Annotated in this window: 26 protein-coding genes; 17 read left to right on the top strand and 9 right to left on the bottom strand. The window is 69.7% G+C overall.

The genetic code is table 11. From position 1 onward, the window contains the following. The first annotated feature begins 117 nt into the window (after positions 1-117). Positions 118-1,089, top strand: a complete 972-nt coding sequence (locus ABT009_RS23775; protein ID WP_351298290.1) for a peptidoglycan-binding domain-containing protein — start codon at positions 118-120, stop codon at positions 1,087-1,089. Between the two features lie 460 nt (positions 1,090-1,549). Here ABT009_RS23775 and ABT009_RS23770 read toward each other — a convergent pair whose 3' ends face one another. Together ABT009_RS23770 and ABT009_RS23765 are read right to left on the bottom strand one after the other, a co-directional pair. Beyond that, positions 1,550-2,218, bottom strand: coding sequence for an HAD family hydrolase (locus ABT009_RS23770; RefSeq protein ID WP_351298287.1), 669 nt, complete (start codon positions 2,216-2,218; stop codon positions 1,550-1,552). A 127-nt stretch (positions 2,219-2,345) separates the two neighbouring features. After that, positions 2,346-2,930: a TMEM165/GDT1 family protein gene (locus ABT009_RS23765; protein ID WP_351298284.1), complete on the bottom strand. Its 585-nt coding sequence runs from the start codon at positions 2,928-2,930 to the stop codon at positions 2,346-2,348. Between the two features lie 409 nt (positions 2,931-3,339). On the opposite strand from ABT009_RS23765, the gene ABT009_RS23760 reads away from it, so the two are divergent. The 5 genes from ABT009_RS23760 to ABT009_RS23740 all read left to right on the top strand — a co-directional run bounded on the left by ABT009_RS23760 (position 3,340) and on the right by ABT009_RS23740 (position 9,418). Beyond that, on the top strand, positions 3,340-3,984 hold the full coding sequence (locus tag ABT009_RS23760) for an HNH endonuclease family protein (RefSeq protein ID WP_351298282.1): 645 nt from the start codon (positions 3,340-3,342) through the stop codon (positions 3,982-3,984). A gap of 132 nt (positions 3,985-4,116) precedes the next feature. Further along, entirely contained in the window at positions 4,117-5,763 is a 1,647-nt protein-coding gene (locus tag ABT009_RS23755) for an alkaline phosphatase D family protein (RefSeq protein ID WP_351298279.1), read from the top strand. Positions 5,764-6,043: 280 nt separating this feature from the next. Continuing rightward, positions 6,044-8,035, top strand: coding sequence for an FAD/NAD(P)-binding protein (locus tag ABT009_RS23750; protein WP_351298760.1), 1,992 nt, complete (start codon positions 6,044-6,046; stop codon positions 8,033-8,035). A gap of 58 nt (positions 8,036-8,093) precedes the next feature. Further along, positions 8,094-8,552, top strand: a complete 459-nt coding sequence (locus ABT009_RS23745; protein ID WP_351298277.1) for a DoxX family protein — start codon at positions 8,094-8,096, stop codon at positions 8,550-8,552. A gap of 245 nt (positions 8,553-8,797) precedes the next feature. Further along, positions 8,798-9,418: a DedA family protein gene (locus tag ABT009_RS23740; RefSeq protein WP_351298274.1), complete on the top strand. Its 621-nt coding sequence runs from the start codon at positions 8,798-8,800 to the stop codon at positions 9,416-9,418. 37 nt (positions 9,419-9,455) lie between these two features. Here the strand turns inward: ABT009_RS23740 and ABT009_RS23735 are convergent, their stop codons facing one another. Together ABT009_RS23735 and ABT009_RS23730 are read right to left on the bottom strand one after the other, a co-directional pair. Further along, complete coding sequence (locus ABT009_RS23735; protein WP_351298272.1) at positions 9,456-9,719, bottom strand: DUF2277 domain-containing protein; 264 nt, start codon at positions 9,717-9,719, stop codon at positions 9,456-9,458. A gap of 65 nt (positions 9,720-9,784) precedes the next feature. Next, positions 9,785-10,285, bottom strand: a complete 501-nt coding sequence (locus ABT009_RS23730; RefSeq protein ID WP_351298269.1) for an FBP domain-containing protein — start codon at positions 10,283-10,285, stop codon at positions 9,785-9,787. A gap of 325 nt (positions 10,286-10,610) precedes the next feature. Between ABT009_RS23730 and ABT009_RS23725 the strand changes: the two genes are divergently transcribed. The 3 genes from ABT009_RS23725 (at position 10,611) to ABT009_RS23715 (ending at position 12,191) form a co-directional block, all read left to right on the top strand. After that, entirely contained in the window at positions 10,611-10,955 is a 345-nt protein-coding gene (locus ABT009_RS23725; protein ID WP_351298267.1) for a DUF8825 domain-containing protein, read from the top strand. A gap of 266 nt (positions 10,956-11,221) precedes the next feature. Beyond that, positions 11,222-11,398: a hypothetical protein gene (locus ABT009_RS23720; RefSeq protein ID WP_351298264.1), complete on the top strand. Its 177-nt coding sequence runs from the start codon at positions 11,222-11,224 to the stop codon at positions 11,396-11,398. A gap of 385 nt (positions 11,399-11,783) precedes the next feature. Beyond that, positions 11,784-12,191 (top strand): hypothetical protein, encoded by a 408-nt coding sequence (locus ABT009_RS23715; RefSeq protein ID WP_351298261.1) that lies wholly within the window; start codon positions 11,784-11,786, stop codon positions 12,189-12,191. 126 nt (positions 12,192-12,317) lie between these two features. Here the strand turns inward: ABT009_RS23715 and ABT009_RS23710 are convergent, their stop codons facing one another. Next, positions 12,318-12,548 carry a response regulator transcription factor gene (locus ABT009_RS23710; protein WP_351298259.1) on the bottom strand — a complete coding sequence of 77 codons (231 nt, stop codon included), beginning with the start codon at positions 12,546-12,548 and terminating at the stop codon, positions 12,318-12,320. A 321-nt stretch (positions 12,549-12,869) separates the two neighbouring features. Here ABT009_RS23710 and ABT009_RS23705 point away from each other — a divergent pair, with 321 nt between their 5' ends. After that, on the top strand, positions 12,870-13,166 hold the full coding sequence (locus tag ABT009_RS23705; RefSeq protein WP_351298257.1) for a GYD domain-containing protein: 297 nt from the start codon (positions 12,870-12,872) through the stop codon (positions 13,164-13,166). A gap of 264 nt (positions 13,167-13,430) precedes the next feature. On the opposite strand, the gene ABT009_RS23700 is transcribed toward ABT009_RS23705, so the two are convergent. Beyond that, positions 13,431-13,673 carry a DUF6332 family protein gene (locus ABT009_RS23700; RefSeq protein WP_351298254.1) on the bottom strand — a complete coding sequence of 81 codons (243 nt, stop codon included), beginning with the start codon at positions 13,671-13,673 and terminating at the stop codon, positions 13,431-13,433. Positions 13,674-14,887: 1,214 nt separating this feature from the next. Between ABT009_RS23700 and ABT009_RS23695 the strand changes: the two genes are divergently transcribed. Beyond that, the gene (locus ABT009_RS23695) at positions 14,888-15,532 is read left to right on the top strand and encodes a LysE family translocator (protein ID WP_351298251.1); all 645 of its coding nucleotides are present in this window, start codon (positions 14,888-14,890) and stop codon (positions 15,530-15,532) included. Positions 15,533-16,049: 517 nt separating this feature from the next. Here ABT009_RS23695 and ABT009_RS23690 read toward each other — a convergent pair. From ABT009_RS23690 to ABT009_RS23680, 3 genes are all read right to left on the bottom strand, one after another. Then, positions 16,050-16,535 (bottom strand): NUDIX domain-containing protein, encoded by a 486-nt coding sequence (locus ABT009_RS23690; RefSeq protein ID WP_351298248.1) that lies wholly within the window; start codon positions 16,533-16,535, stop codon positions 16,050-16,052. Between the two features lie 19 nt (positions 16,536-16,554). Continuing rightward, positions 16,555-17,769, bottom strand: coding sequence for a helix-turn-helix domain-containing protein (locus ABT009_RS23685; protein WP_351298245.1), 1,215 nt, complete (start codon positions 17,767-17,769; stop codon positions 16,555-16,557). 234 nt (positions 17,770-18,003) lie between these two features. After that, the gene (locus ABT009_RS23680; protein WP_351298242.1) at positions 18,004-18,372 is read right to left on the bottom strand and encodes a GntR family transcriptional regulator; all 369 of its coding nucleotides are present in this window, start codon (positions 18,370-18,372) and stop codon (positions 18,004-18,006) included. 147 nt (positions 18,373-18,519) lie between these two features. Between ABT009_RS23680 and ABT009_RS23675 the strand changes: the two genes are divergently transcribed. From ABT009_RS23675 to ABT009_RS23650, 6 genes are all read left to right on the top strand, one after another. Further along, the gene (locus ABT009_RS23675) at positions 18,520-18,876 is read left to right on the top strand and encodes an SCO3933 family regulatory protein (protein ID WP_351298239.1); all 357 of its coding nucleotides are present in this window, start codon (positions 18,520-18,522) and stop codon (positions 18,874-18,876) included. Positions 18,877-18,878: 2 nt separating this feature from the next. Then, positions 18,879-20,234: an FtsK/SpoIIIE domain-containing protein gene (locus tag ABT009_RS23670; protein ID WP_351298236.1), complete on the top strand. Its 1,356-nt coding sequence runs from the start codon at positions 18,879-18,881 to the stop codon at positions 20,232-20,234. Positions 20,235-20,312: 78 nt separating this feature from the next. Further along, entirely contained in the window at positions 20,313-20,981 is a 669-nt protein-coding gene (locus ABT009_RS23665; RefSeq protein WP_351298233.1) for a DUF2637 domain-containing protein, read from the top strand. 18 nt (positions 20,982-20,999) lie between these two features. Then, complete coding sequence (locus tag ABT009_RS23660; protein WP_351298230.1) at positions 21,000-21,191, top strand: mobile element transfer protein; 192 nt, start codon at positions 21,000-21,002, stop codon at positions 21,189-21,191. A gap of 13 nt (positions 21,192-21,204) precedes the next feature. Next, the gene (locus tag ABT009_RS23655; protein WP_351298227.1) at positions 21,205-21,360 is read left to right on the top strand and encodes a hypothetical protein; all 156 of its coding nucleotides are present in this window, start codon (positions 21,205-21,207) and stop codon (positions 21,358-21,360) included. A 26-nt stretch (positions 21,361-21,386) separates the two neighbouring features. After that, positions 21,387-21,704 carry a SpdD-like protein gene (locus ABT009_RS23650; RefSeq protein ID WP_351298225.1) on the top strand — a complete coding sequence of 106 codons (318 nt, stop codon included), beginning with the start codon at positions 21,387-21,389 and terminating at the stop codon, positions 21,702-21,704. The last annotated feature ends 72 nt before the right edge of the window (positions 21,705-21,776 follow it).

Genomic DNA, 21,776 nt, shown 5'->3' with positions numbered 1-21,776 from the left:
TCATAGGGAGGGGTCCGAAGGGTGAGCGCGAGCGGACAGCAGTGTCCTGAATGCGGCATGGCACGAGACGCGGAAGGGGCGGCCGCCTGCACATGTGCCGAGAGATCGGCGGAAGCCGTGCGTGACGCCAGGTCCGCCGACGTGGCCGCGGCGGAGGATTTCCATCCACTGCGTATCCGGCCCTACGTCTCGCTCTCCGGGCACGACGCCCCGCCGGGCTCGGGGCAAGGGGACTCATCGGGCACGGGGCCGGATGCGGGGCCGGCGGTCGGGGCGGGGGCGCTGGTCGAGGCGGGAGCACAGGTCCCGCCGGGAGCAATGGTCCCGCCCGGAGCAACGGCTGCCGCGCCCAGACCGGCGGACGTTCACCTGTTCTCGGCAGCCGCGGCCTTCGCGGACGATCCGGCCGACGGCCCGACTGCAGAGCCGCCGGGCGCCGCTCCCGGGCCGTATGAGCCGTACGACGAACGGATCGGCGCGTCCCCGATGCGTCGGCGGCTCGCTCTGGCCGGCGCGGTGGGGTCGGTCGTCGCCGTACTGGCCGTCGGCGCCATCGCGAGTGGCCTGTTCTCCTACGAGAAGCCGGACCGGGGCAGTGCACTCCCTGACGACACCCGCATCAGCGTGCCCGACCTGGTCGGCCCCGCGCCGACGTCGCGGGGCGCGTCCGGGTCCTCGTCCACGTCGGCGGGCCCGTCGCCGGACCGGTCGGCCTCAGCGGACTCGTCGCCGTCTGCGTCGAAGAGCGGAAGTACGTCGACAGCGTCGCCGTCGTCGTCCCGGTCGGCGGCGGGCTCGTCGGCTCCGGCGCCCTCGTCGACCCTGGCGACGGGCGCGGTCAGCTCGGCACCCGAGGACCGGGGCGGCGGTTCGCAGGTGTTGCGGCGGGGCGACGAAGGGCCGGAGGTCGTCGAACTGCAGCAGCGGCTGCAGCAGTTGGGCCTGTTCACGGGGGATGCGGACGGGGTGTACGACCGGTCGGTCGAGGACGCGGTGAGCCGCTACCAGCGGGCTCGGGGGATCCGTGAGAACGGGACGTATGGGCCGCAGACGCGGCGCAGCCTGGAAAGCGAGACGACGGCCCCGTAACGGACCCCACCGGGCTCGCCCCCCAAAGCCCCTCACCTCTGACGAGGAGCACCCTGCCCGTCCCGGGCTCCCGTCCCCACGAGAGCCTCCCCACCTCGGAAGGTTCCCCCACCTCGGGCTGCACCCACGCGTCTCGGGCCTCACCCGCCAGCCTCGAGCTCGCCTCTCCCCCGCCTCGGGCCGCGCCCGCCCGGCACGACTTCGTCGTCCGGGGCCGCCTGCGGGCGGTCCCGGTGGGCAGGCGCGCCCCGCCCGTTGTGGGCAGGCGTTCCGCAGGGCGATGGGGGTCCCCCCTGCTCTGGGGGTACCCCCCAGGCCCTTAAGGCACTGGGGGAGAAGCCGAGAGCTTGGGGGAGGGTGGGCACAACCCACGACGTACGCCAACGTGCGGTGATACCTGTGCCCCCACGAGGGGGCCGCCCCCGGGGCACCCGAGGCAACGCCCCGGTAAGCCCCGCCGTCAGCCCACGTACACCCGGATCCCCCCGTCCGCCCCGGACTCAACCCGCACCCGGGACAGGTCGGGAACATGAACCGTCGGCCCGTACTGGCCCGCCCGAGCCCCGACCCCCACAACCCGCATCCCCGCGGAGCGCCCCGCCAGTATCCCCGCCTCGGAGTCCTCGAAGACGAGGCAGTCGGCCGGATCGATCCCCAGCTCGGCGGCGCCCTTCAGAAACCCTTCGGGATCCGGCTTGCTCGCCCCGACGGACTCGGCGGTGATCCGGACGGGAGGCAGCGGCAGCCCGGCCGCAGCCATCCGCGCGGTGGAGAGGGCCACATCCGCCGACGTGACGAGCGCATGCGGCAGCCCGGCAAGGGACGCGAGGAACGCGGCGGCGCCGGGGATCTCGACGATGCCCTCGACGTCGGCGGTCTCCTCGGCCAGCACGCGGGCGTTGTCCGCGTAGTTCTCCTCCATGGGCCGGTCCGGCAGCAGCAGCGCCATGGACGCGTACCCCTGCCGCCCGTGGACGACCTTGATGACCTCGTCGAAGTCCAGCCCGTGCCCGTCCGCCCAGCGCCGCCAGCACCGCTCGACCACCGCGTCCGAGTTGACGAGGGTCCCGTCCATGTCGAGGAGAAGGGCACGGGCGGTCAGAACGGTGGCGGGGTCGTGTGCCGTCATCGGCATGCTCCAAAGCGCGGGAGAGAGGTTCCGGACCAGGTATTCCGGGAGGTCAAGCGGCCCCGCCCGCCGGTCAGGGAAAACGGGCGGGAGCCACTTTGTTCCTTCACGATACAAAACGATGCCGTCAGCCCGCCACCGCCTCGTACAAACTCCACACGCCGAGCGCCAGCATCAGCAGCGCCGCGATCTTGGTGATGAGCGCCAGCGGCACCCGCTTCATGAGCGCCTTGCCGCCGAGAATGCCGAGGCCGGCCACGGCCCACAGCGCCAGCACGGCACCGAGTCCGACGGAGAGCGGGTCGTCATAGCGGGCGGCGAGGTTGGCCGTCATGATCTGCGTGAGATCGCCGAACTCCGCGATCAGGATGAGCATGAAGCCCGCACCTGAGACCTTCCAGAAGCCCTGGTTCTCCGGCTTGCGGATCTCCTCGTCCTCGTCCCCGCCCTTCTGCATCAGCAGCATGGCGGCGCCGCCCAGGAACAGCACACCGGTGAGGGCGTGGAGGATCTGGTCCGGCAGCAGGGTCAGGACGCTGCCGGCCGCGACGGCCAGCGCGACATGGACGGCGAAGGCGGCGGCGACACCGGCGAAGACGTATGAGGCGCGGTAGCGCGTGCCGAGCACGAGCCCGGCCAGCGCGGTCTTGTCCGGCAGTTCGGCGAGGAAGACGACGCCGAAGACGAGCGCCATCACGCTGATACTGATCAAGGTTTCTCAATCGGTCGGGGCTGCCCGCCGAGAGTTTGCTCACATGCGAAACCTCGGCATGGCAGCGCGCACGGACGCACACGGACGTGTGCACGGGCACTGCTTGCCGAAGGTCTCGCCGGCCGGCCACAAGGCCTGCCTCCGGGCGCCGGCTCAGACGAGCTGAGCAGTATGTCGACGGTCCGGCATCGGGCTACTCCCCTTCTGCGCCATCCATCGTACGGGACGCCGACGCATCGCGTGTACAGGCCATTGGTCCCGAGACGGCGACAGCCGGGGCCGTCACACCCCTTGTTGTGTCATGTTCGCGTCATTAACTTCTAACCTGGCGCGCACCCGTTCGAAACCCGGTGCCGCCACTCTGAACGCGCCTGCACGGTCAACTACCCCCCACCACAAGGGAGTTCGTATGCCCAAGATCTACGCGCGTCGACGACTCAGCATACTCGCCGGCCTCACCGGGCTGATAGCCATGACCGGACTTTTCAACGGTCCGGCAGCCCAGGCCGCCCTGCCCACCCCTGTGAGCGCCGCCACAGCCCGCACCTACCTCGCCTCGCTGACCGTCGCGACCGAGGACCGCACCGGCTACGACCGGGACCTGTTCCCGCACTGGATCACCCAGTCGGGGACCTGCAACACCCGTGAGGTCGTCCTCAAGCGCGACGGCACGAACGTCGTGCAGGACTCCAGCTGCGCCGCCACCAGCGGCAGTTGGTACTCCGTCTACGACGGCGCGACCTGGACCGCCGCATCCGACCTGGACATCGACCACCTCGTCCCGCTCGCCGAGGCCTGGGACTCCGGCGCCGACAGCTGGACCACCTCCCGGCGCCAGGCCTTCGCCAACGACCTGACCCGCCCTCAGCTCATCGCCGTCACGGACAACGTGAACCAGGCGAAGGGCGACCAGGACCCGGCCACCTGGCTGCCGTCCCGCACCGCGTACCGCTGCACCTACGCCCGCGCCTGGGTGCAGGTGAAGTACTACTACGACCTCTCGGTGGACTCCGCAGAGAAAAGCGCGCTGTCGAGCATCCTGAACGGCTGCTGAATCGATCGTTCTCAGCATCTGCTGAATCGATCACCCTGAGCGGCCGCCGATCGTCGGCCGCCGTTCACCGGAACCTCCCCGCCGGCCTCCGTCGTTCCGTACCGTACGGGGCGACGGAGGAGGGTGATCGCCATGGCACGGCTGCGCCTGGGACCGCTGCTGAGATATGTCGACGGCTCGTCGGCGACCGTGTGGGTCGAGGCGAGCCGTCCGTGCACGGCCGAGGTGCGCTGCGCCGACGGGTCGTCGGGCCGGGCGCGCACGTTCCAGATCGCCGGGCACCACTACGCACTCGTCCCGGTGACCGGTCTCACACCCGGCACCGAGACGGCATACGAGGTGGCGCTGGACGGCACGCCAGTGTGGCCGCTGCCGGACTCGCCGTTCCCGCCGAGCACGATCCGTACGCCCGACGCGCAAAACCCGCAGGTCCGCGTCGCCTTCGGCTCGTGCCGGTGGGCCGCCGCGCCTCCCGACGAGAAGGACCCGGTGGGGCCGGACGCACTGGACACCCTGGCCGCCCGTCTCGCCGCGCACCCCGCCGCCGAGCGGCCCGACGTGCTGCTGCTCCTGGGCGACCAGGTGTACGCGGACGAGACGTCCCAGGCCACCCGCCGCTGGCTGGCCACCCGCCGCGATCTGCGCGAACCGCCGGGCGCCGAGGTCGCGGACTACGAGGAGTACACGCACCTCTATTACGAGTCGTGGCTCGACCCCGAGATGCGCTGGCTGCTCTCCACCGTCCCCAGCTGCATGATCTTCGACGACCACGACGTGATCGACGACTGGAACACCAGCGAGTCCTGGCTCGCCGCGATGCGGGCCACACCCTGGTGGCGCGAGCGTCTGCTGAGCGGCCTCATGTCGTACTGGGTCCATCAGCACCTCGGCAATCTCCCGCCGGACGAGCTGGAGAGGGACGAGTTGTATACGGCGGTCCGCGCGACGCCCGACGGCACAGAGGCGCTGCGGTCCTTCGCGGCCCGCGCCGACGCCGATCCCTCCTCGGTCCGCTGGAGCTACCGCCGCGACTTCGGCCGCGTACGCCTGCTGATGGTCGACACACGCGCGGCGCGCGTCCTGGACGAGGACAACCGGGCGATGCTCGACCCGGACGAGGCGCGCTGGCTGCGCGAACAGGCTCTGGACGACCGCGGGTCCTTCGACCACCTGCTGATCGGCACGTCGCTGCCATGGCTGCTGCCTCCGCTCGTCCATGACGCCGAGGCGTGGAACGCCGCGCTCTGCCGCGGCGAACGAGGCGCGCGCTGGGCCCGTATGGCCGAAGACCTGCGCAGACGCGCCGACTTGGAGCACTGGGCGGCCTTTCCCGCGTCTTTCGATGCGCTGACCGCGCTGATCGCCGAGGCGGGCACGGGTCCGGAAGCGCCGGCCACGGTCTGTGTACTGTCCGGGGACGTCCACCATGCGTATGTCGCGGAGCCGTCCTGGCCGGAGGGGCGTGATCCGGATGCCCGGGTGCTGCAGCTGACCTGCTCGCCCGTGCACAACTCCATCCCTGCGTCGATCAGGATCGGTTTCCGGTTCGGCTGGAGCCGGATGGGCCAGGCTCTGGGGCGGCGCTTCGCCCTGCACGGGCGTAATGGAGAACCAGCGGTCAACTGGCGGAAAACAGGCGGTCCTTGGTTCGGAAACCAGTTGATGACCTTGACCATGCGCGGCCGTTCGGCGGCGCTGCGACTGGAGCAGGCCCGTGCTGGGCGGCAGGGCGGCGGGCCACGACTGGAAGAGGTGGAGGAGTCCGTACTCACCCCGTGATGCCCGGGTTGATGGTGTGATGCCTGTGATGCTGTGTGTTGCCCGTGACACGGCCCACACCTGGGGCCGGTCATCCGCCAATCGGTAGGGCTGTCCGCGGTTCCGACGGCATGATGAGCCGGACCGTCCGCTTCCAGCGGGCGTCTTGTCCGACAGCAGCCACCGCAACACAAGCAGCACGGCCACAACACGAGCGGCCGCACATGCTCCGGGAGCCACGCTTTTGACTGCCGCGACCCCCCACCCCTCAGGACCGTCCGACGGCCCCGGTCCCCGAGGGATCCGCGCAGCCGTCGCCCTCGTCGGGGCGGGACCGCGCGGCACCAGCGTGCTGGAGCGCCTCTGCGCCTCCGCACCCGAACTGCTCCCGCCCGGGAGCCGGCTGACGGTCCACGTCGTCGACCCCTCACCGCCCGGCGCGGGCCGCGTCTGGCGGACAGCACAGCCGCCCGAACTGCTGATGAACACGGTCGCCTCGCAGGTGACGCTCTTCACCGACGACAGCGTGGACTGCTCAGGACCGATACGACCGGGTCCGAGCCTGTACGAGTGGGCCGCCGAACGCGACGCTCGGGGCGGGGGCGGCGATGTCGGCGGCAGGGGCCCGGCATACGGGCTCGGGCCGGACGACTATCCGACCCGAGCCTGCTACGGGCGCTATCTGGAGTGGGTCTTCGACGAGGTGGTGCGCGGCGCGCCGCCCGCGGTACGGGTCGAGGTGCACACGGCCCGGGCGGTCAAGCTCGACGATGAACCGGACGGCCTCCAGTACCTCGTACTGGACAGCGGCGTCGAGCTGCGCGACCTCACGGCCGTGGTGCTCGCCCAGGGACACCTGCCGGTCGTCGACGATCCGGCGCAGGAGCGGCTCGCGGAGCACGCGCGGCGGCACGGCCTGCGCCACTTCCCGCCCGCCAACCCCGCCGACGTGGACCTGTCGGCCGTAGCCCCGGGCGAGCCGGTGCTGCTACGCGGCCTGGGCCTCAACTTCTTCGACCACATGGCCCTGTTGACCGAGGGGCGCGGCGGCCGTTACGTGCCCGGCGACCGCGGGCTGCGGTATCTTCCGTCCGGCCGCGAGCCCCGCCTGTACGCGGGATCGCGGCGCGGCATCCCGTACCAGGCCCGCGGCGACAACGCCAAAGGCCCCTACGGGCGGCACCAGCCGGCCGTCCTGACGCCCGAGGCGATAGCGGGCTTCCGCAAGCGCGCGGACTCCGGCGATCCGCCGGACTTCCTGACGGAGATATGGCCCCTGGTCGCCAAGGAAGTGGAGACCGTCTACTACGAAGCGCTGCTTGCGCCGGGAGGCTGTTCCGTCGCGGCGCCGGGAGGCTTCCGGGATCGTTTTCTCACCACGGCGCACCGCAGCCCCCAAGAGGCGCTCGTCCTCGGCGAGTTCGGTATCGCGGCGGCCGACCGCTGGTCGTGGGACCGGGTTTCGCGCCCGTACCGCGACCGTTCCTTCTCGGGCCCCGGCGACTTCCGCGACTGGCTGCTGGCGTATCTGCGCGAGGACGCGGCGCAGGCCGCGCTCGGCAATGTCGCCGGCCCACTGAAGGCGGCCCTGGACGTGCTGCGCGACCTGCGCAACGAGCTGCGTCAGATCGTCGACCACGGGGGGCTGGCCGGCACCTCGCGCCGCGACCACCTCGACCGCTGGTACACCCCGCTCAACGCCTTCCTGTCGATCGGTCCACCCCGCCGGCGTATCGAGGAGATGACCGCGCTGATCGAGGCGGGCGTACTCGCGGTGCTGGGCCCGCGCCTGGAGGTGCGCCCGGTGGAAGGCGCCTTCGCCGCGCACTCGCCCGATGTGCCCGGCTCCGCCGCCCGCGTCACGACGCTCGTCGAGGCGCGGCTGCCGGAACCGGACCTGCGGCGGACGGCCGACGAGTTGCTCGCGCGCCTGCTGAAGACCGGCCAGTGCCGGCCGCATTCCGTCGGCGGTTACGAGACCGGGGGGCTGGACGTGACGCCGCGCCCGTACCGCCTGGTCGACCGCCAGGGCCGCCCCCACCACAGGCGGCTCGCCTACGGGGTCCCCACGGAGGGGGTGCACTGGGTGACCGCTGCCGGGGCCAGGCCGGGAGTCGACTCGGTCACCCTGTCGGACGCCGACGCCGTGGCCCGCGAGGTGCTGCGTATGGCGGTCGGCGGACGCTACGGCACGGAAGCGGGAGGAGACCGGGGCACGGGAGCGGAAGGAGAGGCAGATGTGGCCTCCGAGGCGGGTCAGTCGCCAGATGTTGAACTTGCAAGCATAGATTAGGCATGCCTAACCTGTGGGCTCGCTCGGTTACGTCCCCAACCGAAGGAGTCCCCCAACCATGACTGGACGTCTCAACAGCGCCCAGCCCTACGCTCTCGGCCTGTTCCGGTTCGTCGTCGGTCTGCTCTTCGCCTGCCACGGCGCCGCGTCGCTCTTCGGCGTCCTCGGCGGCGCGATGGGCGGCGGCACCGTCCCGACGGGCACCTGGCCCGGCTGGTACGCGGCCGTGATCGAACTCGTCGGCGGTGCCCTGGTGGCGATCGGCCTCGGCACCCGCGCGGCGGCGTTCGCCTCGTCGGGCGCTATGGCCTACGCGTACTTCAAGGTCCACCAGCCGGAGGCGCTGTGGCCTCTGCAGAACAGCGGCGAGCTGGCTGCGCTGTACTGCTGGACGATGTTCCTGCTCGTCTTCACCGGCTCGGGCGCGCTCGGTCTCGACCGCCTCTTCTCGTCCCGCGACGCGGGCACGCGGGACACGGCGAAGGCCCCGGAGGAGCGCGCGCCGGTCACGGCGTGACGAACGACCCGGCGCAGCGGTCTGACGTAACGGTCTGACGTAACGGCCTTCCGGCACGGCTTGATCGCCTCACGCGGCGCTCGCTCCCGCAGACGTACGCGGGAGCGAGCGCCGTTCGAGTGCGACAACTGAGCCCTGGTGGCTCGGGGGCCCACCGCCAGGCGTACGCTGTACAGCTGTTGTCATGCCGCCCCTGCCGCTCCCCCGCGACGCCGCGGCGCTGTTCCGTCGACCGGGGAGTTTCGGTGCTCGAGAGTGTGGGGTCGCTGACCGGCAGTCCATGGATCTATGCCGTGGTGGCCCTGTTCATCCTCTTCGACGTGTTCCTCCCCGTTCTGCCGAGCGGCGTCCTGGTGGTCACCGCCGGCACCGCTGCCGCGGCCGGCTCCGGCGCCGCGACGGGGCAGGTCCCCGACATCCTGGCCCTCATCCTGTCCGCGGCGACCGCCTCGGTCCTCGGTGACCTGGTCGCGTACCGGCTGGCCTGGCGCGCCGGCGACCGCCTGGAGCGCGCCATCGCCCGCTCCCGCCGCCTCACCACCGCGCAGGAACGACTCGGCTCGGCCCTCTCCCGGGGCGGCGGCGCCCTGGTCGTCCTCGCCCGCTTCGCCCCTGCGGGCCGCTCGGTCGTCTCCCTGGGCGCGGGCGCGGCCCACCGCAAGGTCCGCGAGTTCCTCCCCTGGTCGGCCCTGGCCGGCATCGCCTGGGCCGCCTACAGCGTCGGCCTCGGCTACCTCGGCGCCCAGTGGCTCGGCACCACATGGCTCGCCACGGCACTCTCGTTCGCCGCCCTGGTCGGGGCAGGGGCGGTGGCGGCCTATGTGATGCGACGGCCGACTGAGCCGAGCGAGCCGGCGCCGAGCTGAGGCCGCGACGGGCCGGCCTCGCCGGCTGAGGGATACGTCAGGCCGTCTCGCCCACGGCCGCAGCCGCCGTCGTGGCCGTCCCGTCGGCCCGCCGCCCCCGCACCTCCAGCCCGGCAAGCAGCTCCGCCGTCGCCTCGGCGATCACGTCGACGGCGCGGTCGAACACCTCCCGATTGTGGGCGGCGGGGGCACGGAACCCGGAGACCTTCCGCACGTACTGAAGCGCGGCGGCCCGCATCTCCTCCTCGGTGGCCTCTTCGGGGAGTACGGGCGGACGGAGCGTCTTGATGCTGCGGCACATGTGTCCAGTGTCACCCCGGCCACTGACAATCGGCCCGGCGCCCGGGAGAGCAGACCGCCGCCGGGTCAGCCGGCGAGAACCTTGTCGAGGAAGGCATCAAGGTTGGCGAGAGTCCGCTCGATCTTGTCCTCGAGCGGCAGCGTCTCCTCGTACGGCACCCTCAGCCCCGTCTGCTTCTTGCCCCGCAGATAGAGCGAGCAGGCCAGGTCGGCGCACACGTACGCCCCGACGGTGTTCCCCTGCCGTCCGGCGGCCCCCGCCCGCGGCGCGACCAGCAGGCACACCCCGGTGCCGGGATGCCCGGTCAGGCACAGCGAGCACACGGTCGTCTTGGTGAAGCCACGCCGGATGCCCTGCGGCGCACGGAGCGTGACACCGACGAGCCGGTCGTCGCGTACCGCGACGAGATATCCGCGGTCCGGCGCACCCGGATCGCGCCAGCCGAGGAAGTCCATGTCCGCCCAGGGCAGTTCCGGCAGCTCCCGAGGAAGGCTGATGCGTTTCGCCTCGCCCTTCGAGCAATTGGCGAAGGATGCGCGTATGGCCTTCTCGTCGATCGGTTCCATGATCAGGGAAAACTAGCAGCGGACGACGGAACAAGTCTCCCGATTTTCCGTCGGCTCTCCCGCTGTTCCGTCGGAGCAAGGACCGACGGCTCCAGGACCTCAGGCGGCGGCTCCCCGCCGGGCTGGTAGATGCTGAGCAGGTAGTGGGGCATGACGGTCCTCCTCGATGAGTCGCCGTTTGATGAGCTCCGTGGCCGGATGACCTCCTCTCCTGTACGTACGGCTTACGCCCGGTATGCGTACGGCTTACGTCCGGATCGACACGTTCGCATGAAGTCCCACAAGGAACTCGCATCCAAAAATCGAACAGGCGTAGCATTGCGGCGTGGCTGCGACCTATGACTTTCCGAGCGACCTCCTAGCCGGTCAGGAGGAGCTACATCAGGTCCGGGCAGAACTCCTGGCCCTGCTGAAGCGGCTGCCCTGGTCGGTCGAGCCCCTGGACGGATTCAGCGACGACACCGGCTGGCGCAAGGTGGAGCGTCCGGCCTCCCCCGGCTGGACAGCGGACGAACAGGCCGAGGTGGAGAAGCTCCGCCAACGCGAGCGGGAACTCGCGGTGTTCGTGACGTGCCACCGCTTCTGGTCGGAAGTCTCGGGCCCGGATGCGGTGGAGGCACGCATGGAGCTGAAGCATGCACACGAGGAGCCACAGCCCGACGGGAATTGATGGCCTGTCAGGTGACGGGCGGGACGACTGGCGGAGACGACGGACAGCGATCGGCGCGGCTCACAAGGACCCCCGGAGGCGGCGCCATCGAGGCATTGCGGGGCGCGCCCGGGATTTCCCCTGTTCGGCCTACAGCGGTTGCCGCGCCCCCTGGGCGGAGGTGTGCTGGTCAAGGCGCCTCGGAGCCGCAGGCGCACGGACGGGGGTGGCCCGCCGTGACGAGCCGGGCCAGCCTTCTCCGACCTACATCACACTGGGAGGCAAGCATGCCGCACCGCCAGGGAGACCGGGTGGAATACCGGGACGAGATGAACCAGAAGCAGACGGGCGTGATCCAGGACGTCCAGGGCAGCGGGCAGCAGGCGCGCTACACCGTGGAGAACCTCGAGACCCAGCGCCAGGAGCAGGTCCGAGAGCAGCAGATCGAGCGGGACCTGGACTAACACCCCTGCCGACACTGCACAGACCGGAGCGCGGCGTCCTGCCTCGTAATCAACGGAACTGCCGCCACCGGTACTTGGTCCCTGGCCCCTGGTGACCCTGGCAACCGGAACCGCCGAAGGGCTACACCACCGATGCGGGCTCACGCTTACTGCGTGAGCCCGCATTGACGTCTGAGGCCGAAAACGCGGCCGAGTACGCGGCGACTGCCCACGCCGGCGACACGCCTGCCGGCAAAGAGCGTCAGCCCTTCGTCAAGCCCCGAATTCTCGGAACGTGACACAGCTGTGCCCTCGCAGGCCCACTGGATGTCCTGCGGGCCTCACCGGATCCACCGGCATCGCCCGACACCAGCTAAGCAGGCAGAAGAGGACCAAGGAAAAAGCCATGACCCACAACATCCACACGCATACCAAGCCCAGGCGGCGGACCTCCCACATCGCGATGATCGTCGCCGCGACCGCGATGATCTCCGGAGGCGTCATCCTCCCGGCATCCGCCGCGACGCCGGCCCTGAGCCACTCCACGGCAGCGCCGACCGCCGTCACCGACGACGGCGGCGGCGAGGGCGGCGAGGGCGAATTCGGCCCCGGCGGAGACGCCGGCAGCTGCGGCTCCGGCTGCGGCCAGGACGGCGGCGGCTACACCGATGACAGCATCCACGACGGTGTCGACGACGACAGCCTCTACGGCCCAGACCACGTCGACCCTGGCGACGCCACCAATGACAGCGTCCACGACGGTTACGGCGGCGACGCCTTCGGCCCCGAGGAGGTATACCCCGAGCCCGAGTGAATCGAATCGGCGACAGTCCCTTTCTGAAAACCGAAGCCGGCGGCCCGGATGGTCCACCACCATCCGGGCCACACATGCGATACGGCACCCGTCACGAGCACGAAAGACCAAGGCCGTGGCCGGCCGTCACAGTCCCAGGGAGATGGCCAGCCGGGTGAGTTCGGCCGTGCTGTTGATGTTGAGCTTGGCCCGGATACGGCGGAGGTAGGCGTCGACCGTGTGCTTGGAGAGCCCCATGTGGCGGGCCGTCTGCAGATAGGTGCGCCCTGCGGCGATGTGTCGCAGCGTCTCCCGCTCACGCGGCGCCAGCGCAGGTGCGGAGGCTTCGGCATTCGGCATGGTGAGGGTGAGGCCCATGGGATTTCCTCCGACGGATCGGATCGGACCTGCCATCACTGCTCACACCCTCGGAAACAGGAGACATATGTCCGAATACTTCTTTTTGTCCCGTTTCCAAAAGCTTGACCGGGCGACTTCACGACGCTGTCCGCCGACTGTCACAGGCGCGTCACAGGGCCCGACCGCAGCCACGCCACAGCACGACCGGACTGGACGGCGAAAGGCCCCCAGCCTTGATCGGCTGGGGGGCCTTCACGCTGACCCGCATCTTGTGCACGTTTCAGGCATTACGCCCAGAATTAGCCCTGGTGATGTGTTCCCTCATGAAGGTGAAAGATCATGCCGACGTATGTCACGTTGCTGAACTGGACCGATCAAGGGATCCGAAACTACAAGGACACCGCAAAGCGTGCCGAGGCCTTCTCCTCAGCGGTACAGAAGCTCGGGGCGAAGCTCCTGACCATCTACTGGACCGTCGGTCCGTACGACCTCATGGCCGTTGTCGAGGCCCCTGACGACGAAACCGCCACCGCTGCGCTCCTGCAGCTCGGCGGGGTGGGCAACGTCCGTACCACGACCCTGCGGGCCTTTGGCCGAGAGGAGATGGATCGCATCATCGCCAAGGCCGCCGGCTGAGAACAGGCCTAATGATCAAGGCCCAGGCTTCCGGATTCGTACCGGATGACCTGGGCCTTTTCCATGCCGAGAGGCTGGTGGGCGCGGACGGTTTCGAACCGCCGACATCTGCCTTGTAAGTTCGATCAGCCGGTGTCGCAGCCAGCCCAGACTAAGCATGTCGGCTGACTGCGAGGTCTCCCGCGAGCTGCGCTGGTTGGCTGGTGTTCGCCGCTGTTGATGTCAGCCGGTGATGTCAAGAGACGCATCGCCCCGGCGTTGCCCTCAGTGACGTCGCTGATTGTCGAAGCGCCACAGGACGCTGATCAGTCGCCACAGCAGCACGCCGATAGCGAGGACGACGGCGATGCCGCCAACGATCTTCATGGCGGGGCCACGGAGGCCGAGAAAGAGGATCGGACTTGCCAAGAGAAGTCCCGTCACACAAGCACGGAACACCGCAGAGACGATGGCATAGACGATCTCCACCGTGGTCGCGTCTCGCTCAGCTTGACTGCGCGTCGCCATGGTCCCCCTTGCTCCTGGCCTGCCGCTTGAGTGTATGGCTGATCGACGCGCGAGGTCGGCGGAGTCTGATTCGAAAATCAACCACTCAATGGGCAGGTCAAGCCCCGCTGAAGTCTGATCAGTAGCCGAAGAAGTGACGCACCGGGTCTCTGACCTGCGGTCGCCTAACCGATCAACGCTGTGACCTGTGGCTGAGCCGTCAACGGTTGTCAGCGTTGGTCGCCGTTGAGCACCCCCGCACGGCCCAGAGACGGCCCGAGCGGGGGTGCTGTGGCGTGCGCCCCTCGATGCGAACTACAGGCGGGGCGGTTGCTGAGGTCTGCCGGGCTGGTCACAGAGGTGGTAGCGGCTCGGACAGGTCGCCTGCGGTCGCCACGGTTGCTGTACTTCTGTGCTGTACCGCACGGTCGCTGACCACCGTCTAGTCGCCGTCGCCAACGCGACGGGCCTTAGCGAACGCTCCACCCCGGACCTGAAGCACCGCACCAAGCACGACGAGCCCCAGAGCCAGCGTGGAAAGAACCATCGCCGCACCGGAAGAGAAGCCGAGGAGTTTGGGTCCTCCGTCCAAGACGAAGCCGCCACCTACCGCCATCCAACCCCAACCGGCCCTAGGTGACCGCGCATACGCCGCAGTTCCCCGGCCGTTCAAGGTCAACACGCCCAGCACTACGAAAAAGCAGCCGGAACCCAACATGATCCACGCGGACATGGCACCCCTCCGCGGGAAGGCTACTGCACGGGCGGAACGGCTTTGGGCAGTGGCCTGGCGGCGTCGTAGAGCACCAGCTTGGAAGATCGCGTACGCGCACCCGCCCTGACCAGGCAAGACGCTGACCTGCGTGTTCTCGGGACGCTCACCGAGACTCCCCGTGGTTCCCCGCTCCGTGCCGCTCCATCGGGCACGCAGGGGACACGGACGCCCGCCTGCCGCGCTCTCCGGCGGGGGTTGGCCCCTCGGGCGTTGCGGCTCGGTTCGACCGCCTCAGACTGCGTTGTCAGCGTCCAGGCTACCGGCGTCGCTTCAGGTGCGGGCTCAGCACTTGATGTCGTCGGCGGGCCAGGAACTGGGCCGGGGTGCATGAAGATGCTGAGCGGCAGGGCCGTAGAGTGCAGCAGGCGAGACAGGCGCGGCTGATGCGTCGTAGCCGTCCGTTGCAACCGGGCTACCCGTTCCGTATCAGGTGCCCGATGAGCGACCAGGAGGTTGACCGGTGATCACCCTGACCGCAGTCGGAGGGGTGGCCCTGGTCGAACTGGGCATGGCCCTGACTCCAGGACCGAACATGATCCACCTCGCCTCCCGCGCGATCACCCAAGGCCGCCGGGCGGGCCTGGTCAGTCTCAGTGGGACCGCCGTGGGATTCGTGTGCTACCTGTTGGCTGCGGCTGCGGGCCTGTCCGCGTTGTTCGCCGCTGTGCCGGTGGCGTTCACGGTGGTCAAGCTTGCCGGGGCCGTTTACCTGGCCTACCTCGCCTGGGGCATGCTCAAGCCCGGCGGCCGCTCGCCCTTCGCCCCGGCTGACGACCTGCCTCCGGTCTCCGACGCCCGCCTGTTCTCGATGGGGCTGCTGACCAACCTGCTCAACCCCAAGATCGCTCTTATGTATGCCGCCCTGCTGCCCCAGTTCCTGGACCCGCAGGCAGGTCCGGCCTGGGGGCAACTGCTCCAGCTCGGTGGTGTGCAGATCATCGTGGGGATCTCCGTGAACGCTCTGATCATGCTGGGCGCAGCACGGGTGTCGGGATTTCTGGCCGCCCGGCCCCGCGCTATGACCGCCCAGCGGTTCACGGCAGGCGGCCTGCTCGGCGCCTTCGCGCTGCGTACCGCCCTGTCCCGCACTCCTGTCTCCACCTGAGCAGGGTCCGCGTGCCTGTGAGCGCTGATGCGGGGAGGTTGATGGCGCCCGTGGATGCCAGAGAACTCACCCCTGCCCAGCCCGCCACTCACCCCAGCTCCCATCCCGTCCGCCGTCGACCCACACACCGTGGAGCGGGCGTGGTTCATGGCGTCCAGGTGGAGCGCGCCACTGTACGAACGACCTGGACGCCATGGGCCGCGTCTGCTCGGCTCTGCCTGGGTCGATGGCGGACGGGATGGGAGCCCACAACGCTCGCCCCGAACCGGCCGGCACTCGCGCACGGCGCCCCTCCCATCCCAGAGTCTGAGCGCCCCCGCCGGAGGCATGTCTTTGGTCCGCGGATGACGTTCTCGCTTCCGCCCGCATGCACGCAGCGCGCCGCCGGGCGCGGCCAGCCGGGGCGCAGACAGGAGGCAGGCCGCGCCGCAGAGGCGGCGCGCGCCCGCGCCGTGCGCGGGCCTTGATGAAGTAGGGAAAGTCTTACCGCACTGCGATCAGCTCGTACTCATTGCGATCAGGCAGCCCGGCTCCCAGGCTTTTGCCCGTGCTCGAGGTACACCGGGGCGGCCTCATTCCGGGCCTCTGCCGCCGCAAGGATGCGCCGGGCCAGCCGTGGGATGGTGCGCTCGGTGATCTCCTCCGGCGTGAGGAAGGCGAAGCTCCTCAGCTCGTCAGGCTGCAAGCTGATCATTTCCAGGTCATCCTGGCTGAGCTGGCCGCCGTCGAAGAGGTACAGCACCTTGTCGCCCTCGGCCTCGTTCGGGGCCCAGTCGACGGCCAGCAGGCGCCCAAGGGGCGGCGTGATCCCTAGCTCCTCGTGAACCTCGCGGATGGCAGCGTGCAGCGGTGACTCCCCGGTCTCGACGTATCCGCCGGGGATCTCCCAGTAGCTCTTGTAGGTGGGCTCCACCATTAGGACCCGTCCGGCGGCATCAACGAAAAGCGCACCCGCGGCCATACGCGGATGCGCCATCTTCGCTTCCTGTGCGTTCACTGCCATGCAGCCGAGCGTACCCAGCTCAGACGACACGCAGCCGGTCGGCCAGGTCCGCCAGAGTGCGGCTCGGTCGGCCGCGCTGGTTCCGGACCCAGGTGAGCACCAGCTCGCGCGCGAGGTAGTGGCTCCGCACCTGCTCGGGGGCCCAGCTCTCCGCTTCGAGGATCTTCGCTAGCGCGTCATCCATCCGGTTGTGGGCGCTGAGAGCTCGGGCGACTTCGAGGTTGTGTCGTGTCCGGCGCTCGGTCGGGAGCCCGCTGGTGTCGATCTGCGGGCCGAGGTCAACGGCGACTTGCATGTCTCCCAGCTCGGCGGCGGTGGCAACCCGGTGGATCGCGACATTCGTCGGACCGAAGGCCGTCCATACGTGGTTGGCATCGATGCCGAGTCGCCGTGCTGCCCGGTCGGCCTCTCCGAGGAAAGTCTGAGTCGTGGAACGGTCCTCCGCTCGGGCCGCTGCCATAGATCCTGCGAGGAACAGCGTTCCATAGATCGACAGGAACTCGGGATTGGCGTCGTCTAGCCCAGGGCGGAGGTACTCTCCCGCGTCGCCGACGAGCTGCACGGCGGCGTCGAATCGGCCATTGGACAGCAGGCAGTGAGCCACGGACCGGAAGAGCGATCCGGTCACGACAGGATCGCCGGACTGCTGGGCTGCCGCCAAACCCCGATCGGCGGCGATCCAAGCAAGGTCGGTTTCGCCAAGCTTGGTCAGCACCATTGCGGCGCCCTGGTAGGTCATCGCCATGAGTTCGTGGGCTTGCTCGCGTTCCCGGCCTTCGTAGGCCTGGGCGGCAATGAGTGCATCCGCGAGCAGGAGCGGCAGACGCCGGGTCGCGAATCCGTATCGCGAGTCCTGATAGGCATCCCAGACTTCGGCGACGCTTCCGCGGAGCTCGCCCAGCGGGGTCGGCTCGCCCTCGGTGGTGACTCCCAACAGCGGGGTGAGCTGTCGGTAGTTCATCAGGGCCGAGCGAAGCGCCGGCACAGTTCGGGTACCGCTGTCGGCGGTCCACTCCAGGAGAGTCGGTTCGGCGAGCAGGTCGCCAAGAGTCACGTCCAGGGCGTCAGCCAGAGACTTAATGACCGAGAGCCTGTCCAGCTCCAGCCGGTTGTTCTCGGCTTTGCTCAGCCAGTCGACCGTGCGGCCGACGAGTCCGGCCAGGACCTCTTGGGACATCCCACGCCTGCGGCGGTACCAAGCGACTCGTTCGCCGATCGTCAGGTTCGTCGTCATTCCTCGCATGGGAAGAGCGTCCCCCCGTCTCTACATGCGACCCCGGAGGGATTTTCCGGGGTACTGCGGCGGTCCGGTCCTAGCGTTGCTGACAACCCGAGGGACTGTCAGATCGAACACGCGACGAAGGGGCCACGATGGCGCTGACCCCGGCCGAAGTGAAGGAACTGCTCAGTGAAGTCAAGGCGCTTGGCGATGAGTTGGCCGACCTTGCCAGCCGCGCCGAGATGATGGTCACCGATCTTGCGGCTGCTGCCGGACCAGTTGTTCAAGCTGGTCCATCCGCTCCGCGAGACGACGCACGTCCCGACGAACCTCCGACAGGTACTCGGCGATCTGCTCGAACTCCGGGCTGTGCTTCACCGGGCGGTCCCCGCCGGGAAGAGTGACGAAGCTTCCCTTGCCCTGGTGAGAGATCACGTAGCCGTCCTCACGGAGTCGTGAGATCGCCTGCCGGGCAACGGTTCGCGAGACCCCGTGCGCCGCCATCAGCTCCGTCTCGGACGGCAGCTTCTCACCGGGGGGCAGTTCCCCGTCACGGATTCGCCGCTTGAAGTCGTCGGCGATCTCCAAGTACTTCGCACGCCCGGTGAAATCGGCCATGGCCCCTCTCAGTGGTTGTCGCACTAAGTGCAGCACATCGGAACGACAAGAGTCGAGAAGCACTTGACGTACTAAGTACTTCAAGTGCACCCTCGAAGAGGTCGATGCACTAAGTACGTCAAGTTGATCGAATCAAGGAGCGCACTCATGCGTCAGATCCCCGTCGACACCTCCGCCGCCTCCGTGATGGTGGCCCAGCCCCCGCAGCCCAAGGTCAAGGACCGCCGCTCCGGCGAGCGCGCGATGGACGCCGAGACCGGCGCCCCGCTGTCGACCGTGGACGTGATGTTCGCGGCCAACGGCGAGGTCGAAATCCTGACCGTCACCGTCCCGGAGCCCGGCATCTCCGGCGAACTGACGATGGGCACGCCGGTCGCGATCACCGGGCTGATCGCCCGGCCGTGGGAGAACGAGTTCAACGGTCAGAAGCGGCACGGCATCGCCTTCCGCGCCGTCGCGGTCACCTCGCTCGTCGCCGGTGCCACGAAGCCCAAGGCGGCCTGACCATGACCTGGTCCACGGTCGCGCTGCTGCTGGTCGTCGTCACCGCGGGAATCCTGCGGTGGCGGCGCCCCGCCTGGTACTGGATGACCTTCGGGGTCACCTTCGCCGCGCTGCGGGTCCTGGTTCGGTACGCCTCGGTCATGGACGCCTGCGGGCTGACGGTCCCGCCCTCCCGCTGGCGTCTCTCGCTCGCCCGGATGACCAACCGCCCGGCGCCCGAGTCGCGCCCGCCTCGCATCCTGCGGATGCGCCCGACTCGTACCGGCCTGGTCTTACGGCTCAAGCTCCGCCCCGGCCAGGACGCCTTCGACGTCGCTGCCGCCACTGACCGACTGCGCCACTCGTTCGGGATGTACGGCGTCACCTCCCGCGAACTGCGCTCCGGCGTCGTCGAGTTGCGCATGACCGGCTACGACGTGCTCAAGCGGGTGCAGATGCCCGCCAACACCGACCGCGCCTCGATGCGGGTCCCGGTCGCCCTGCGCGAGGACGGCTCGGTCCACTACCGCGATTACCGGGCGATACCGCACGGGCTCACGCTTGGCGCCACCGAGTCGGGCAAGTCCGTCTACCAGCGGAACCTGGTCGCGGGGCTCGCCCCGATGGATGTCGCCCTCGTCGGTATCGACTGCAAGCAGGGCGTTGAACTCTTCCCGTTGGCCCGCCGGTTCTCCGCGCTGGCCGACAACCCCGACACCGCCGCCGAACTCCTCGATGGGCTCGTCGCGCACATGGAGAACGTCTACCAACTCATCCGCGCCCACCAGCGCATCACCGTGGGCGTCCCGGACGCGGAGATCGCCGCCGACATCTGGGACCTGCCCGACGACATCCGCCCGACCCCGATCGTCGTCCTGGTCGACGAGGTCGCCGAACTCGCCCTCTTCGCCACCAAGGACGAGGAGAAGCGCCGCGACCGGATCATCACCGCCCTCGTCCGCCTCGCCCAGCTCGGCCGCGCCGCCGGGATCTACTTGGAGATCTGCGGACAGCGCTTCGGCTCCGAACTCGGCAAGGGCATCACCATGCTGCGGGCCCAGCTCACCGGCCGCACCACCCACCGAGTCAACGACGAAACCTCAGCCAACATGGCCTTCGGCGACATCTCCCCGGACGCCGTCCTCGCCGCCATCCAGATCCCCGCCGACGCTCGCGGCGTCGCCGTCGCCGGTGACTCCACCGGCGGATGGGCCCGTATCCGCGCCCCGCACACCACGCTCCGGCAGGCCGTGAACATCTGCAACCGGCACGCCGACCGCACCCCGGACCTGCCCGAACTCGCGCCCTTCCGCCCCGCGATCGCAGGCGTCATCCCGGCCCCCGCGCCGCTGTCCAAGGCCGAGCCCGCCACGGCCTGACCCTCCTCGCTCCACCGGTCGGCGCGACCGTCTCGCGCCAGGTCCCTACCCGCTCCATGCCGAAAACAGGAGATGGCCATGACCCGCTCGCTCCGCGTGGACGCCGTGCTCGTCCAGGCCGTCATCGCTGGTGCTCTGTCCTTCGCTCACCTGCACGATCTCGCCGCCGCCGCGGGACAGGACGGGTGGAAGGCATGGGCTTACCCGATCAGCGTCGACCTGCTGTTGGTCGCCGCCTGGCGACGACTGCGCAACGACGGCCCGTCCCGGCTGGCCTGGTGCTGGTTCCTGATCGCCCTGGTGGCCTCGCTCGGCGCCAACGTCGCCACCGCCGGATTCCTCGACCTCGCTCACCCTCCGGCCTGGCTGCGGTTCGGCGTCGCCGGATGGCCCGCCCTTGCCTTCCTCGGCGGCACGCTGCTCGCCCACTCCGCAGGGGACCGGGTGCCGGTTCCGCCGGCACCTGCAGCCCCGGCCCCCGCACCCGACATCGAGCCTGTGTCCATCCCCGACTCGGAACGGGAGACCACCTCGGTCCCCGCCGCCGAGGAGGCCCCGGCCCTGACCGCGCCTGACCCGGACCCGACTCCCATGGTTCCGGTCCCGGCCGCCCTGGTCGACCACGCCCGCAAGGTCGCCGCCGACCACGAGAGCCGTACCGGCAGCCCGATCGACACCGACACCTTGCGCGCCCGCCTCGGCGTCCCGGCGCCCATGGCCGCACAGATCGCCACCCAGCTCACCTGACTGAGAGGAGAACAGCCCATGCCCGCCCGCGACTTCTTCCACTCCGTGATGCAGATCGGCCCCGTGCAAATAGGCACCCACCGCAACCGCCACGGCCAGACCAAACACGCCGCCGTCTGCACCGCTGACCGCTGCGGCTGGTCCGCCGACTTCTCCAGGTCCTCCGCCGCCCAGCTCGCCGCCCGCACCCACCGCTGCAAGGTCCGCTGAGGAGGCCACCGCCATGCAGGTACCGCTCTGGCTCGCCCTGATCGTCGTCGGCTGGCTCGGCGTCAAGCTCATCCGCCCGCCCTGGTGGCTCGTGATGGTGCTGCTCCTCGGCGGCTACCTCCTCGCCGACAGCCTCTTGGCCCCCGTCATCGACACCGCCGTCAAGTAGCCCACCCCCGGGAAGGGAGAACCGCCATGCTCCGCCCGAAGATCCCGACCAACCCCACGCCGACCGGCCTGGTCACGCCGCCCACCTTGGTCAAGCCGACTGCCGTCGTCCAGCAGACCCCGGCCTCGGCGCCTGTTCCGGTCGCTCCTGCGCCGTCCCGGCCCACGGTCCAGCTCACCCCTGGCGCCCTGGTCGCGGTCGTCGGCGGCGGTACGGCCGTGGTCCTGGTCGTCGGCGCCGTTCTGGTCTCCATGCTCCTCGCGGTCGCCGTCACCGCCGCATCCGTGGCCGTGTGTGCGCTCGTCGTCCGCTCACTGCTCGCCTCCGAGGCCAAGCGCCGCTGACCGGCCCCCGGGCGGCCTCCACTGCCAGGTTTCCGCCGCCCGGGCGCCGTCCCTGTCCGAACCACAGATCCG

Source organism: Streptomyces sp. NPDC002896 (genome assembly GCF_040295225.1).
Lineage (GTDB): Bacteria > Actinomycetota > Actinomycetes > Streptomycetales > Streptomycetaceae > Streptomyces.
This window is presented reverse-complemented; position numbering and strand designations above follow the sequence as displayed.

Bases quoted from the DNA above. Each gene is read 5' to 3' on its own strand.
- ABT009_RS23745 (WP_351298277.1), top strand. From the start codon at position 8,094: ATGACTGGACGTCTCAACAGCGCCCAGCCCTACGCTCTCGGCCTGTTC.
- ABT009_RS23670 (WP_351298236.1), top strand. From the start codon at position 18,879: ATGACCTGGTCCACGGTCGCGCTGCTGCTGGTCGTCGTCACCGCGGGA.
- ABT009_RS23665 (WP_351298233.1), top strand. From the start codon at position 20,313: ATGACCCGCTCGCTCCGCGTGGACGCCGTGCTCGTCCAGGCCGTCATC.
- ABT009_RS23650 (WP_351298225.1), top strand. From the start codon at position 21,387: ATGCTCCGCCCGAAGATCCCGACCAACCCCACGCCGACCGGCCTGGTC.
- ABT009_RS23685 (WP_351298245.1), bottom strand. From the start codon at position 17,769: ATGACGACGAACCTGACGATCGGCGAACGAGTCGCTTGGTACCGCCGC.
- ABT009_RS23710 (WP_351298259.1), bottom strand. From the start codon at position 12,548: ATGGGCCTCACCCTCACCATGCCGAATGCCGAAGCCTCCGCACCTGCG.
- ABT009_RS23680 (WP_351298242.1), bottom strand. From the start codon at position 18,372: ATGGCCGATTTCACCGGGCGTGCGAAGTACTTGGAGATCGCCGACGAC.
- ABT009_RS23770 (WP_351298287.1), bottom strand. From the start codon at position 2,218: ATGACGGCACACGACCCCGCCACCGTTCTGACCGCCCGTGCCCTTCTC.
- ABT009_RS23730 (WP_351298269.1), bottom strand. From the start codon at position 10,285: ATGGAACCGATCGACGAGAAGGCCATACGCGCATCCTTCGCCAATTGC.
- ABT009_RS23675 (WP_351298239.1), top strand. From the start codon at position 18,520: ATGCGTCAGATCCCCGTCGACACCTCCGCCGCCTCCGTGATGGTGGCC.
- ABT009_RS23735 (WP_351298272.1), bottom strand. From the start codon at position 9,719: ATGTGCCGCAGCATCAAGACGCTCCGTCCGCCCGTACTCCCCGAAGAG.
- ABT009_RS23705 (WP_351298257.1), top strand. From the start codon at position 12,870: ATGCCGACGTATGTCACGTTGCTGAACTGGACCGATCAAGGGATCCGA.
- ABT009_RS23660 (WP_351298230.1), top strand. From the start codon at position 21,000: ATGCCCGCCCGCGACTTCTTCCACTCCGTGATGCAGATCGGCCCCGTG.
- ABT009_RS23700 (WP_351298254.1), bottom strand. From the start codon at position 13,673: ATGGCGACGCGCAGTCAAGCTGAGCGAGACGCGACCACGGTGGAGATC.
- ABT009_RS23760 (WP_351298282.1), top strand. From the start codon at position 3,340: ATGCCCAAGATCTACGCGCGTCGACGACTCAGCATACTCGCCGGCCTC.
- ABT009_RS23690 (WP_351298248.1), bottom strand. From the start codon at position 16,535: ATGGCAGTGAACGCACAGGAAGCGAAGATGGCGCATCCGCGTATGGCC.
- ABT009_RS23655 (WP_351298227.1), top strand. From the start codon at position 21,205: ATGCAGGTACCGCTCTGGCTCGCCCTGATCGTCGTCGGCTGGCTCGGC.
- ABT009_RS23720 (WP_351298264.1), top strand. From the start codon at position 11,222: ATGCCGCACCGCCAGGGAGACCGGGTGGAATACCGGGACGAGATGAAC.
- ABT009_RS23715 (WP_351298261.1), top strand. From the start codon at position 11,784: ATGACCCACAACATCCACACGCATACCAAGCCCAGGCGGCGGACCTCC.
- ABT009_RS23755 (WP_351298279.1), top strand. From the start codon at position 4,117: ATGGCACGGCTGCGCCTGGGACCGCTGCTGAGATATGTCGACGGCTCG.